8 protein-coding genes are annotated in these 14,023 nt (G+C 69.7%); 7 read left to right on the top strand and 1 reads right to left on the bottom strand.

Features of this window, described 5'->3' with window-relative positions; all coding sequences use genetic code 11:
• Nucleotides 1-14 precede the first annotated feature (14 nt).
• From M0R80_05030 to M0R80_05060, 7 genes are all read left to right on the top strand, one after another.
• Nucleotides 15-1,457: an integrin alpha gene (locus M0R80_05030; protein ID MCK9458983.1), complete on the top strand. Its 1,443-nt coding sequence runs from the start codon at nt 15-17 to the stop codon at nt 1,455-1,457.
• Between the two features lie 2 nt (nt 1,458-1,459).
• Nucleotides 1,460-2,890, top strand: a complete 1,431-nt coding sequence (locus M0R80_05035) for a sigma-54 dependent transcriptional regulator (GenBank protein ID MCK9458984.1) — start codon at nt 1,460-1,462, stop codon at nt 2,888-2,890.
• Nucleotides 2,891-3,092: 202 nt separating this feature from the next.
• Complete coding sequence (locus M0R80_05040) at nt 3,093-4,529, top strand: glutamine synthetase family protein (GenBank protein ID MCK9458985.1); 1,437 nt, start codon at nt 3,093-3,095, stop codon at nt 4,527-4,529.
• 92 nt (nt 4,530-4,621) lie between these two features.
• A complete protein-coding gene (locus M0R80_05045; GenBank protein ID MCK9458986.1) occupies nt 4,622-5,479 on the top strand; it encodes a PEGA domain-containing protein in 858 nt (285 codons plus the stop codon).
• 115 nt (nt 5,480-5,594) lie between these two features.
• Nucleotides 5,595-8,951, top strand: a complete 3,357-nt coding sequence (locus M0R80_05050; GenBank protein MCK9458987.1) for a serine/threonine protein kinase — start codon at nt 5,595-5,597, stop codon at nt 8,949-8,951.
• Complete coding sequence (locus M0R80_05055; protein ID MCK9458988.1) at nt 8,948-10,621, top strand: phospholipid carrier-dependent glycosyltransferase; 1,674 nt, start codon at nt 8,948-8,950, stop codon at nt 10,619-10,621. The genes M0R80_05050 and M0R80_05055 overlap by 4 nt, the downstream gene beginning before the upstream one ends.
• A 155-nt stretch (nt 10,622-10,776) precedes the next feature.
• Nucleotides 10,777-12,336, top strand: coding sequence for a hypothetical protein (locus tag M0R80_05060; GenBank protein ID MCK9458989.1), 1,560 nt, complete (start codon nt 10,777-10,779; stop codon nt 12,334-12,336).
• 33 nt (nt 12,337-12,369) lie between these two features.
• Here the strand turns inward: M0R80_05060 and M0R80_05065 are convergent, their stop codons facing one another.
• The gene (locus M0R80_05065; GenBank protein MCK9458990.1) at nt 12,370-13,950 is read right to left on the bottom strand and encodes a serine/threonine protein kinase; all 1,581 of its coding nucleotides are present in this window, start codon (nt 13,948-13,950) and stop codon (nt 12,370-12,372) included.
• Nucleotides 13,951-14,023: the final 73 nt, after the last annotated feature.

Genomic DNA, 14,023 nt, shown 5'->3' on the forward strand with positions numbered 1-14,023 from the left:
AGGGGAGGGACGCGATGAAGATGCAAATAACCGCCGCGCTCCTCCTCGTCGTCCTCGCGGGCTGCACGGCGCGCGACTTCTTCGGCTACAGGGACGACGCGCCGCTGCACGCGATCGCCCGGCCCGACGGCTACCCGTCGTCGCTGTTCGGCGCCCGGCTCGCGCCGACGTTCCTCCACGACGGCGACGGGTTCGCGGACTTCGTCGCGGCCTCGGCGGGGCGCACGACCCCCACGATCTTCTACAGGCTCTCGTCGAACGGGAACCTCGCGAACGTGAACGAGCCGTGGGACGAGTATCTCATGAACGACAAGGATGCCGCCGAGGACACGGGGAGCGGCGCCGCGCTCGCCGGCCTGCCGACCTGGGCCGATCGCGACGGGGGGGAGCTCGCGCTGATCACCGGGTGCGTCGCGATCGGCGAGGACGAGGCGGACAACGTCCACATCTACTGCATGCAGGACGGGACGGAGATCGATCTCCCGGGCACGGCGACCGGCGAGGTGAACGCCGACGAGTTCGGCCGCGCACTCGCCGCCATCCGACCCACGGGCGGCGCGAGCTGGCTCCTCGCCGCCGCGTCCCGGCGGTTCGTCACCGTGTTCAGCTCGGCCTCCGGGTGGGACAGGAGCGTCCCCATGTACCCGCGGTACGACGGAACGCTGGACTGGCCGATCGTCGCGATCGCGGCCGGGGCGCTCGCGGACGACCGCATCTTCGTCGCCGCCGCAACCCTGGACGCGGAAGAGGGCACGCCACCCCGTGTGCACCTGTTCCTCGAGGGCGCGCCAGCGAGCCGCGACTTCACCGAGGTCGCATGCATCAACCGGAGCGGCGAGGACGGCTTCGGCGGCGTCATGACCACCGGCGACCTCGATCGCGACGGCGACGACGAGCTGATCGTCTCGGCCGGACCGGCGGAAGACCGGACCGACGCCGTGTACGTCTATCGGGTCGGCGAGCTCGCGGCCGCGGCGCCGACCTGCAACAGCGAGGCCGCCGAGCCCGCGGCGATCGCGGTGCCCGGCGACGGGGCGCTCGACGTCTCCTGCCAGCCGGACGCGGCGTGCGAGTTCGGCGCGGCCCTCGCGGTGGGTGACCTCGCGACCGACGACGACGGGCCGGAGCTGATCGTCGGCGCCCCGGGCGCGAAGGTCGACGGGGTGCGCGGCGCGGGCGCGGTGTACGTCTTCCGCGGCGCGGATCTCGCGGCCGACGGGACCGCCGAGGTCGCCGGCCGCGTGGCCGATTCGGCCCCGGAGAAGGACCAGCGGTTCGGCGGCGGCGTGGCGGCGGCGGCGGTGGCGGGGCGGCAGGAGCTGATCGCCGGCGCGACCGGCAAGGGCAAGCTGTTCATCGCGTACTGCACGGGCGTCGGCGAGGACATCGAGGAGGGGGCGGACGTGACCCGCAACGCGAAGGGCAAGGTCGTGTCCACGCGCTGCCGCCCGAGGTGAGCATGCGCAGCGAGCCGTTACAGGTGCTCGTCGCCGACGACGAGCCGAACATGCGGAAGGTGCTCCGGGCGATGCTCGAGCACGACGGGTACGATGTCCACCTCGCGGAGGACGGCGCCGCGGCGCTCGGGATCCTCGCCGACCACCACGTCGACGTGCTCATCACCGACCTGCGCATGCCCGAGATCGACGGCATGGAGCTGCTCAAGCGCGTGCACGGCACGCGCGAGTCGATGCCGGTCATCATGATCACCGCGCACGGCACCGTCGACACCGCGGTCGAGGCGATCAAGCTCGGCGCGTTCGACTACATCACGAAGCCGTTCGACCGCAAGGCGCTGCGCGAGATCGTCGCCAAGGCCGCGAAGACGTGCGAGCTGCAGGAGAAGGAGGCGAGCCTCGAGCGCGATCTCACGGGCCGGTTCCGGATCATCGGGCGATCCAAGCCGATGGAGGAGATCTTCCAGATGATCGACCGCGTCGCCGCGACGCCGTCCACCGTGCTCATCACCGGCGAGAGCGGCACGGGCAAGGAGCTGATCGCCCGCGCCCTGCACGAGAACTCGGATCGCAAGGAGAAGCCGTACATCCGCGTCAACTGCGCGGCGATCCCGCCGACGCTCATCGAGAGCGAGCTGTTCGGCTACGAGAAGGGCGCGTTCACCGGCGCCGAGAGCCCGAAGCCCGGCCGGTTCGAGCTCGCGGACGGCGGCACGCTGTTCCTCGACGAGATCGGCGAGGTGTCGCTCGAGATGCAGGTGAAGCTGCTGCGCGCGATCCAGGAGGGCGAGTTCGAGCGCGTGGGCGGCGTGACGACGACCCGCGTCAACGTGCGGCTCATCACGGCGACGAACCAGGATCTGCGGGCGCGGATCGCCTCCGGCCAGTTCCGCGAGGATCTGTACTACCGCCTGAACGTCGTGCACATCCACCTGCCCCCGCTGCGGGAGCGCCAGGAGGACATCGGGCTGCTCGCCGAGCACTTCCTCGGCAAGTACAACGAGCGGCTGGGCAAGAAGATCGAGGCGATCGACGAGCCCGCGATGCGGTTCCTCGCCGGGTACCCGTGGCCGGGCAACATCCGCGAGCTCGAGAACGTGCTCGAGAGGTGCGTGCTCTTCTGCGACGACGAGGAGATCCGCACCGAGCACCTGCCGCCCGACGTGCGCGGCGCCGACGCCGTCGCGGGCGCGCCGGGCACGGCCTCGACGGAGGAGGAGCTGCGGATCGAGGGCGGGCTCAAGGATCAGGTCAAGGCCGCCACCGCCAGCCTCGAGAAGCAGTTCATCGTCCGCGCGCTCGAGCAGACCGCCCGCAACGTCACGCGCGCGGCGCAGCTCCTCAAGATCAGCCGCAAGTCGCTGCAGACCAAGATGAAGGAGTTCGGCCTGCGCGACGAGCCGACCGGCCCCTCGGCGGACCAGAAGAAGTAGGGATCCCGACCGCGTCACCCCGACCGCGATCAGCGGCTGAAGCGGCGGGCCGCGCGGGCGCCGTCGCGGCAGGGCGGCCCATGGTTGACCTTGAATTAATTGTTGCGACAGGTATTATGAATCTCGCACGAGATAATCTAAATGTTGCCCAAATTAACCTAAAAAGACTTCGGCGATACATACCGCCGATCGAGGTGTCGCCATGAACGAGCCGGTCCTTCGACGCTTCCTGGAGATCCCGTACAACGAGCTCGAGGAGCTGAACCTCGCGGCGAAGCAGCAGCGCCTGGATCGCGTGCCGATCGATGGGATCCGGGAGGAGCGGACCAGGTACCTGACCGACGAGAAGCGCATCAAGGCGGTCACCGTGTGCTTCACCGACCTCGAGGGGCGGCTGCACATGCTGGACTACGACAAGAAGTTCCTGCTCGGCTCGGTGGACAACCTGACGTTCGACGGATCCTCGATCCGGGGCTTCTCGCGGCAGAGCGAGTCGGACCTCCGGCTCCGGGTCGACTGGCGCTCGTTCTACTGGCTGCCCGCGGACATCTTCGGCCCCGGCAAGGTGCTGGCCTTCGGCGACGTCTTGTCCCGGGACGGGAGCCCGTACCCGGCCGACTTCCGCAGCACGCTGCGCCAGTACACCGAGACCCTCCTCGCGAAGAAGAAGCTCGTCTGCAACGCCGCGCCCGAGATCGAGGGCTTCCTCTTCAGGGGCCACGACGCCGAGCGGCGCTACCGCGAGACCGGCGGCTTCGAGTTCATCTCCACCGGGGGGTACTACCACTCGCTGCCGAACGCCCCGCTCCGGCGCTTCATCGACACCGCGGCCGAGGCGCAGCGCGCCATGGCGTTCGCGAACGAGAAGGACCACCCGGAGGTGGCGCCGTCGCAGTTCGAGATGAACTACGCGCACACCGAGGTGAACGTCGCCGCGGATCAGATCCAGATCTACAAGCTCCTCTGCCGGCAGGCGGCGCACAACCTCGAGATGACCGCCAGCTTCCTGCCCAAGCCCGTGGCCGGCGTCAACGGCAGCGGCATGCACTGCAACCTGTCGCTCGCCAAGGGCGGGAAGAACCTGTTCCATGACGGCAAGGGCCGGGACGGGCTGTCGGCGCTCGGCCACGACTTCACCCGGCGGATCCTCTCGAGCGGGCAGGAGATCTGCCTGATCCTCAACTCGAGCGTGAACGCGTACCGGCGGCTCGACCCGCGCTTCGAGGCGCCGAACCAGATCCGGGCGAGCGCCGTCGACCGCGGCTCCATGGTGCGCATCCCCCTCGGAAACGGCGGCTCGACGCGGATCGAGGTGCGCTCCGTGGGGCCGGACGGCAACCCCTACCTCGTGCTCTATGCGCTGCTGCGCACCGGGATCGAGGGCCCGTCGCTCGAGGAGCGCGACACGAAGCGGCCGCGCACGCGATTCCTGCCGGACAACATCTACGACGCGCTCCGGTACTTCAAGACGAGCGCGTGGATCAAGGAGCTCCTCGGCGGGGACGTCGCGGAGAGGTTCGCGGGCATCAAGCAGGAGGCGGCCGACAGGTGCCCGCGCGCCCTCGGGTCCATCGTGAAGGTGGCCGAGATCCAGTTCCACCACGAGGTGACGAACCAGTACCTCTGGAACCAGTTCTGAATCCGGGCCGCCGGCGCCCGGTTTAGAGCTTTTGGGCGGTCCGTCCGTATCGTCCTGGTGTTAAAATCACCGACAGCCGGAAAGGAGCTCCCATGAAAACTGCGCGCGCCATCGGGTTGGCCCTCGCGTCGCTGGCCCTCGTGTCGTTCGGATGTCGAGACGGGGCGCCGACGCTCGTCCTCAAGACCGCGCCGCCGGACGCGACGGTCGTCGTCGACGGGTACGTGCACCCGGGCGGGACGCCGCACGAGATCCGGTTCAAGGCGCCCGGGCGGTACCGACTCGAGGTGAGCCGCGACGGGTTCACGCCGATCGAGATGTTCGTCACGCTGGGCTCGGCCGAGCGGCGCGAGCAGGTCGTGGAGCTCATCGCGGACGACGCGCGCGTCGTGGACGACCGGCCGCTGCCGCCGCTCGATCTGCCGCCGTCGACCGCGGCGTTCACCGTGCGGATCACGTCGTCGCCGTCCGGGGCGGCCGTCGCGCTCCGCGATCCCGGAAGCCCGACCGTGCGCCGCGCCGGGGTCACGCCGCTCGCGGTCGACCTCCCGGTGATCGGTGCGACCGAGGTGACGCTGAGCTTGGCCGGCTACTCGACGCACCGCCGCCTCGTCGTGCCTCCCGCGGGGGGCGGCGAGGTGCAGCTCGACGTCGTGCTCGCGCGCGACGGCAGCGGGCTGAAGCCGCCCGTGTTCGACGATCCGCTGCCGCCGTACGCGCTCGATCCTCCGGACGCGAAGGGGTACGGCTACCTGTCGGTGCAGACCAACCCGTGGACCGCGGTGTACGTGGACGGCAAGGCGATCGGGAACACGCCGATCGCGGACTTCCGCGTCGCGACCGGGAGCCACGGCGTGCTCATGGAGAACCGCGACCTGGGCGTGCGCCGCAAGATCGAGGTGTTCGTCCGCGCGAACGAGCACGTCCGGCTGAGCGAGAACCTGAAGTAGAGCCCGAGTCCGTTTCCTCAGAACAGCATCCACAGGATCCCGCCGCGGCTCCCGATTGCGCGTTTTTCCCGCAGACGCTACCGTGGCTCGAAGCAGCCGCTCGCAGAGGAGGAACGTGACGGACGAGAGCGACAGGCCCGCGCGCGACCGCGCCGAGATCGCGACCGCGCCGACCGTCTCCTACGCGCCGGGCGACGCGCCGACGATCTCCATCGCGCCGGACACGAACGCGCCGACGATCTCGGCCAGCGTGGCGGCGGGCGTGCCGGGCGCCCCGGACGAGGAGGTGAGCGCCGAGATCCCCGGCCGGTACCTGATCAAGGGCGAGCACGCGCGCGGCGGGCAGGCGCGGGTGATGCTCGCCTTCGACGCCCACGTGGGGCGCGACGTGGCGTGGAAGGAGCTCCTGCCGGAGTGGCACGCGGACGACGTCGGCCAGACCGCGGCCGCGGTGTTCGCCCGCCGCTTCCTGCGCGAGGCGCGCATCACCGCCCGCCTCGAGCACCCGAACATCTGCCCGGTGCACGAGATAGGCCAGCGCGCGGACGGCCGCTACTACTACACGATGCGGCTCGTGCACGGCGAGACGCTCGCCCAGAAGCTCGAGCGCTGCGAGACGCTCGCGGATCGCCAGAAGCTGCTCGGACCGTTCTGGGACGTGTGCAACGCGATGGCGTTCGCCCACGAGCACGGGATCATCCACCGCGATCTCAAGCCGGGCAACATCATGGTCGGCGAGTTCGGCGAGACCGTCGTGCTCGACTGGGGGCTCGCCAAGGCCCGCGGCGTGGACGACGTCCGCAACACGGAGCTCAGGCCGCCCGTCGACGACCGGCGGCCCGAACCGGCGCGGACCACCTCCGGGTCGTGCGACGCGACGATCGACGGCTCGGCGCTCGGGACGCCCTGGTACATGAGCCCGGAGCAGGCGCGGGGTGCGGTCGAGGAGATGGACGAGCGCTCGGACGTCTGGGGCCTCGGCGCGGTCTTGTACGAGATCCTGACCGGGAAGCCGCCGTTCGACGGCGCCAACGTGATGGCGGTGGTGGCCAAGGTGCTCGCGGACACGGTGCGGCCGGTGCGCGAGCTGTGCCCGACCGCGCCGCCCGAGCTCGTCGGGATCGCGCAGAAGTGCCTGCAGCGCGACAAGGCCTTGCGCTACGGCTCGGCGCGGGAGATGGCGGAGGACGTCACGGCGTTCATGACCGGCGGCCGCGTCCGGGCGCACTCGTACACGTCGTGGGAGCTGCTCAAGCGGTTCGCGGCGCGCAACAAGCCGGCGCTCGTGGCGGCGGTCGCGATCCTCGCGGTGATCGTCGCCGCGCTCGTGGTGGTCGCCTTCGCCTGGCGGGGCGAGGCGGCGTCCCGTGATCGCGAGCGGGAGGCGCACCTGGCCTCGGAGTACAACCTCGCGCGGGCACACGTCCAGCAGGCGCAGCGCCTCGTCGGCGAGCAGCAGTTCCTCGCCGCCAGGGTCCACGCCCTGGCCGCGTTGCTGCACAACCCGATCCACCCCGGGAGCGCGAGCGCCGACCCGGAGTTCGGCGGCGGCGATCCGGCCGCGGATCGGCCGCGGATGGAGGCGCTCTCCGCGATCCACCGCACCTCGTACCGGCACATCCAGGAGCTCGAGCGCACGCTGCGCGCGCCCGGGGCGGTGCTCGGCGCCGCGCTCTCGCCGGACGGCGGCCGCGTGGCCGCGTGCGATCAGGACGGCTGGCTCACGGTCTGGAAGGTGGCCGGCGGCGAGGTGATCTTCCAGGAGCACGTCCTGCCCCAGCGCGCCAACGCCGTCGCGTACTCTCCGGACGGCGCGCGGATCGCCGTGGGCGGCGCGGCGGAGGCGATCCTGATCCGGGACGCGGCCACCGGGCGCGCGGCGGCCGAGATCCCCGCGGGCGGCGGCATCATCACCGCGCTCGCGTACTCTCCGGACGGCGGCCGGATCGTCTCGGGCCACGACTCGGGCGCGGTGCGGCTGTGGGACGCCGCGACCGGCGCGGCCGGGATCGCGATGCCCGCGCACACGGACGAGGTGCGCGGCATCTCCTTCTCGCCGGACGGGCGGCTCGTCGCGACGGGCAGCTGGGACAAGACCGTCAAGGTCGTCGATCTGGCCACGGGAGAGGCGCGCGTGACGCTCCCGGTGCCGGGCGACAGCGTCTACGCGGTGGCGTTCTCGCCCGACGGAAAGAAGATCGCCACCGGATCGTACGACGGCGCCACGCGCCTGTGGGACGCCGCCACCGGCGCGCCGATCTCGGCCATGGAGGCCGGGCGGGACGGCGTGATCGCGGTCGCCTTCTCCCACGACGGCCGGCTGCTCCTGAGCGGCGGGTTCGACCGCAGCCTGCGGCTGTGGGACGTCGAGAGCGGCTCGCTGCTCATGTCGGTCGAGGGCCACAAGGACGCGATCTACATGGTGGGGTTCACGCGGGACGGGAAGCGCCTGATCTCCGCGTCGCAGGACGGCACGGTCCAGGTGTGGGGGGCCAACGCGAGCGACGGGATCGTGCGCCTCCAGCACCCGGACGGCGTGTACGCGATGGCGTGGTCGCCGGACGGCCGCCGCATCGCCACCGGCGGCTGGGACCGCACCGTGCGCCTGTGGGACGCGAGGACCGGCTCCGAGCAGCGCGTCCTCGAGGGGCACACGGACGGCGTGACCGGCGCCGCGTTCTCGCCGGACAGCGCGCTCGTCGCGACGTGCGGCTACGACATGACGGCGCGCATCTGGGACGCGGCGACCGGGGAGCTGCGGCACGTCCTCGCCGGGCACACGGGACCGGTCGTGCAGGTCGTCTTCTCGCCGGACGGCGCGATCCTCGCGAGCGTGTCCCACGACAGGCGGGCGCGGCTGTGGGACGCCCGGACCGGCGGGATGATCGCGCTGCTCGACGACCACGGGGGGTTCGCCTACGGCACCGCGTTCTCGCCGGACGGCAGATGGCTCGCCACGACGAGCTTCGACCGCAAGGTGCGGCTGTTCGACGTGGCGGCGCGCAAGCTCGCGCGCGTGCTCGACGGGCACACGGACTGGGTCTCGGACGTGGCGTTCTCACCGGACGGCCGCCTCTTGATCAGCACGAGCAAGGACCGGACCGGCATCGTGTGGGACACCGCGACGTGGCGCCCGCTGCGGCGCCTCGTGGGCCACAAGCAGTGGGTCAACCGGGTCATCTTCGTGCCCCCCGACGGGCGGCGCGCGATCACGGCCGGCGACGACGGCTACGCGTTCCTGTGGGACGTCGAGACCGGGAACCCGCTGCTGCGGATCGATCCGGGGAGCGCGGTGGCGGACGTGGCGTTGAGCCCGGACGGGCGCGAGGTCGCGCTCGGCTACCCCGGCACCGCGTCGATCTACCCGCTCGTGCTCCCCGAGACCGGCGGCGACGTCGCGGCGCAGCTCGCCGCGGCGGAGCGGGAGGCCGGCGCCCAGCTCGACGGGTTCGAGCTGGTGGTGAAGGAGTGATCGTGCTCGGGGGTTCGGCTTCGAACCGCGTGATCGCCGCGGTCGAGATCGCCGTGTGCGTCATCGTCTTGGCCCTCGTCGTCCTTCTCGTCGGCGAAATGGCCTACGCGAGCTCGTTCTCCGTCGACAGCCTCGACGTCATGAGGGTGTTCAGCGACGACGAAACCGTGGCCGTTTCCCGCCTTATGAAGAATCTACACGAAGGCGATCTGGACCCTCGCGGGTTCTACAACTACGGATACGTTTACAACAGCCTCGGTTTCCTGGCGCTCAAGCTCACGTCTTCGCTTGGGCTCGCGGGCATCAGCGTTCCCTCGGTCGCGATCTGCCTTCGGCTGATCTCAATCGCGGCTTTCGCCATGTGCGGTGTCATCCTGTTCCTCACCGTGAAGGAGCTGGGGATGAGGAAGCACGTCGCCTTTGCGTTCTCCTTCCTTTTCCTCATTTTCAACGACTTCGTTCATTGGGGCTGGCACATCCACCCGGACGTGTTGCAGACGCTGTTCATCTTGCTGTCGGTCTACTCTTTGGTGAGGATCCGGGGTTACTGGCGCTCCATCGTCGTCTCCTCGCTGTTTCTCGGCTTGGCGTTCGGCACCAAGTACTCGGGGATTTTCGCCCTCCTCGTCCCGTTGGGTGTCGTCGTGTTGAGATCGCTGGACGCTTCGGCCGAGAGAGGGAAGTCGAAGGTGGTCGGGAGGATTCTGTTTTCGATCCTCCTGATCTGCGCCGTCTTCGTCGCGGCTTGGCTGTTGGCGAACCCTCATGTCGTAGAGAACCGCAGCGAGCTCATCAAAGATCTGCTCTACGAGAAAGGCCATATTTCGAGGGGACACAACGCGTCGTCGTCGACGGACGGGCTTCTCTGGCTCGGGGTGCTGGTCGGCGAGTCCTCCATTTGGGCCATTCTGCTTCTGGCGCTCGGATCGTTCGCCACCGTGTTCGTTTTGTCGCGCGCGGCTTACCGGCGAGCGAGGGATGACGTCGCGCGTGTCGAATCCAAAATGGATCGAGGGCAGGGATTCGTTTTCGTTCTGCTGATCTATTGCGTCGCCGCGATCGCTTATCTGTTCTTCTCGGTGAACATGCGGGCACCTCGATTCCTTTTTCACGTTTGGCCGGCGATCGTGGTGGTCAGCGCCTGGGGAACATCGAAATTATTGATGAATTACGGGGGGGGGGGGCGGTTCGTCGGTGCGGCCCTCTCGGTTCTCGTGCTTGTGGTCTGCGTTCCAATCTACGGGAAGGCTCTCAGACAGCTGGGTGATGAAGTCGATGGGAAGCAGCACAGCCAGTACATCGATGCCGGTCGATGGATGGAAGATCACTACGACCCGAACACGAAGATCTTGGCCGGCTTCTACAGCTACGTCCCGAAGGATCGCTTTCGGCGTGGAATCGTTTCCTATGTCGTGGACTTGAAAATGATCGAGAGAATCAAGCCCGACGTTATTGTGTACAACAAAGACATTCCCGGGAGATTCATCTGGAAAAAGGAGGGAACCGCGCTGGCGGACAGGGAGTTCGTCGAGCGGAAAATGGACAAGTCCGAGTCGCACCAGAAGGCGATGGCCTATCTCTTGTCCGAAGAGAGCGAATACCAGATAGTTTACGAGAAACCGGACATCATGATTTTCGAAAAGAAGAATTCCAACAGGCGCCTCCCTTGAGTCCCTTCCGTCCCTTGGGTCCCTTTGGTCCCTTGCAGCGGCGCAACAAAGAGAAGCGACACAAGCGACCCAAGGGACGGAAGCGCCCGCCGCCTTGCGCGAGCTCCCCGCGAAAGATACCTTCCTGGAAACGGCCTATTGCTCGGGGGAACCGAATGAACAACGGCGACGAGAACAACTTTTGCGGATCGCGGGATCGCGTTTCTCTAGTGTTCGCAGCGCTGCTCCTCGCGTGCGGCTGTTCCGGCGAAGGCGGCGCGGGGAGCGATCTCCCGACGACCGACACCATCGAGCAGTGGGGGATCACATGGACGTTCGATGACCCGGTCCCGTACGGGCAGTTCGCGAACGGCGACTACTGGGTCATCGGCCCGCTGACCGTCGAATCCGTGACGCCCGCGTTCGACGGCGCGCACCACGGGCTCGAGGTGAACCCCGCGGACATCGTCGCCCAGGGGTTCGACGCGCGCGTCGCGGACTTCGACGCGGCCCGCGTGCCCGCGCTGCCGTACGAGGCGCAGCCCGGCGAGTCGCTCGTCAAGGCGATCTCCCTCGAGCCGCTCGACGACGCGGCGTGCCGCCCGTGCCTGCGGACCGCGGCCGTGCTCACGGTGCTCGCCGAGGCGCCACCGGATCTCGGGGCGACGGTGTTCCGGCCGCCGTACTTCGGCGCGGGCAAGCCGCTCTACTCGACGAACGATCTGCGCCGGGAGATCTTGCCCGCGTACGCGCCCACGCCGAGCGCGCCGGCGCTGGCGGACGTCCTCGCCCGGTTCGCGCGCGTGCACCTCGAGCACAAGCAGGGGTGGACCGGCGCGTTCCTGCACCCGACCGAGAACATGGCCGAGTACGGCTCGAGCGTCTCGATCGAGAACGCGGAGGGCGCGCTCCGCCTCATGCTCGACGATCCGCCCGCGGACAAGACCGAGCTGCTCGTCGCGTACGTGCAGCTCGGCATCGACCTCTTCCACATGCTCGAGGGCGGGCAGACGTGGCCCGCGAACGGCGGCCACGGAGAGGGGCGCAAGCTGCCCGTCGCGTTCGCGGCCGCGCTCCTCGACGACGCGGCGATCCGGGACGCCGTGTCCGGCGCGGGCCCGGAGGCGTTCGGCGAGAACGGCGGGATGTACGACTCGGACGCCGCGGGCGGCGTGCTGTGGGGCCAGGGCGACTACAGCGAGGAGATGTACTGGCAGAACCTCGTGTTCGACACCGGCTCGCGCACCCTCTCGGACCCGTACCGCATGATCGACGGCGGCCACCGCCCGGGGTGGGGCTACCAGTTCTGCTGCACGACGATGCCTTACAAGGCGAATGCGACGGCCGCGATCCTCATGCCCGAGATCGAGGCGATGTGGAGCTTCGACCCGTTCTTCGGGTACGTCGACAGGTGGGTCGCCGCGGGAGCGTGGTCGCAGCCGGATCCGTGCGCGCCGCCGCGGGGCGTTTGCGCGGGCGGCGACAACCCGGGCGCCGCGTGCACCACCGCCACGGAGCCGCTCGTCTGCACCGGCGAGGAGGCGTTCTGCGACGCGTCCGCGAGCTGGGAGGCGGAGTACGGCGTGCTCTGGGGCCCGGACGGGGAGGGCGGCTGCATCCTCGACACGGACGAGAGCGACGGCACGGGCCGCTTCCCGCACCTGCACGGCACGAACGTGGACGACGGCTACTACCAGAGCGCCCTCGCCGAGGAGCTGTGGGACGCGTACCGCTGAGCGCCGCGGAGGCTACCCGCGAGCCCCGCCCCGTCACTCGAACGAGTCGCCGAACTTGGTGCCGCGCTTGCCTTCCTTGAGCGTCGCGCCGGCCGCGTCCTTGGGCGCGGGCGCCGCCGCGGTCGCGGGGGCGGGAGCGGCCTCCGCCTTCTTCGCGTGGGATCCCTTGGAGCCCTTCTTGGAGCCGGGCTTCTCCTCGGGCTGGAGCGAGACGGCGACCTCGCGATCCTCGGACGGCGCGATCATCGTGGCGAACGCCGCGTACCCCGGCGCCCGGACCTCGAGCTTCACGAGCGCGGCCTTCGGCTCCACGGAGAAGGGGTTCATCGGGACCGCGGCGCCGTCGAACAGGATCTCGGCGCCCTCGGGCGCGCCGACGACGTGGATGCTGACGACCCGCGACAGGGCGGGCTCGGCCGGGGGCGGCGCGGCGGGAGCCTCTGCGGGCGCCCCGACGGGAGCCGCGGGGAGGGCGACCGGCACGACCGGCGCGTCGGTCCCTTTGAGGAGGAAGAACGCCACGGCGGCCACGACGAGGAGCGCCGCCGCGACGAGCGTGCCGACAAGGGCCGGGCGGGGCCCCTTCTTCGCCGCGGTCCCGGACCAGGCGCCGGGTGTCGCCTTGGCCATCTGCGACAGCACGCGGGACGCGGACGAACCGCCCCCGCCGCCGACCGCGCCTCCGAGATCACCGCTCGCCACGCCGCCGTGCAGCTGCGTGCCGAGCACCGACATCCCGCTCTCGCGCTCCCGGTACGCCGCCAGCCCCTTGAACGCCTCGAGCATCTCGATCGCGGTCTGGCTCCGCGCGGCCGGGTCCTTCTCGAGCTCCTTGAGCACGAGCGCCTCGGCGTCGGCCGGGATCTCCGGGTTCAGCTCGCGCAGCGGCCTCGGTGCCTCCGTGAGCACGTGGATGAGCAGCGTGTTGTAGTTGTCGCCCGTGAAGGGGAGCGCGCCGGTCAGCATCTGGTACAGGATCACGCCCATCGAGTAGATGTCGGTGCGGTGATCCACGGCCTGATCGCCGCGCGCCTGCTCGGGCGACATGTACGCCGGCGTGCCGAGGAGCGACCCGGTCTGGGTGAGCTTGGTGCTCCCGGTCGTGCCGGAGAACTTCGAGATGCCGAAGTCGATCAGCTTGACCGTCGGCAGGCCTCCCGGATCGCGGCACAGGAAGATGTTCGCCGGCTTCAGATCCCGGTGGACGATCCCCTTCCCGTGCGCCGCGAAGAGGGCGTTGAGCGCGGGCTCCAGGATGCCGCACGCGGCCGCGAGGCTCAAGGGGCCGGTGCGCGCGAGCATGCCTTCGAGGTCCTCGCCCTCGAGGTACTCCATGACGATGTACGGCTCGTTCGCCGGCGTCACGCCGACGTCCATGATGTCGATGATGTTCTTGTGCCCGATCGCCGCCGCGGCCTGCGCCTCGCGATAGAAGCGCTTCAGCACCTCCTCGTTGGCGGCGAACTCGGCGTGCAGCATCTTGATCGCGACGCGCTTGCCGACGATCGCGTGGCGACCCTCGTACACCGCGCCCATGCCGCCGCGCCCGAGCAGCCGGTCCACCCGATACCTGCCGTCGAGCACCCGACCGGAGTAGTCTTCGTGTTCCGTCATCGCCTGCACGCTCGCTTCGAGGATACGGGTCGCGGGCCCGCTCCGCAAGGCGATCGTCGCGGATCCGCCCGGG

The organism is Pseudomonadota bacterium (genome assembly GCA_023229365.1).
In the GTDB taxonomy this organism is placed as follows: domain Bacteria; phylum Myxococcota_A; class Polyangia; order JAAYKL01; family JAAYKL01; genus JALNZK01.

What these genes read in the sequence shown, in the direction of transcription:
- M0R80_05065 (MCK9458990.1), bottom strand. Translation starts at nt 13,950, where the DNA reads ATGACGGAACACGAAGACTACTCCGGTCGGGTGCTCGACGGCAGGTAT.
- M0R80_05040 (MCK9458985.1), top strand. Translation starts at nt 3,093, where the DNA reads ATGAACGAGCCGGTCCTTCGACGCTTCCTGGAGATCCCGTACAACGAG.
- M0R80_05030 (MCK9458983.1), top strand. Translation starts at nt 15, where the DNA reads ATGAAGATGCAAATAACCGCCGCGCTCCTCCTCGTCGTCCTCGCGGGC.
- M0R80_05045 (MCK9458986.1), top strand. Translation starts at nt 4,622, where the DNA reads ATGAAAACTGCGCGCGCCATCGGGTTGGCCCTCGCGTCGCTGGCCCTC.
- M0R80_05035 (MCK9458984.1), top strand. Translation starts at nt 1,460, where the DNA reads ATGCGCAGCGAGCCGTTACAGGTGCTCGTCGCCGACGACGAGCCGAAC.
- M0R80_05060 (MCK9458989.1), top strand. Translation starts at nt 10,777, where the DNA reads ATGAACAACGGCGACGAGAACAACTTTTGCGGATCGCGGGATCGCGTT.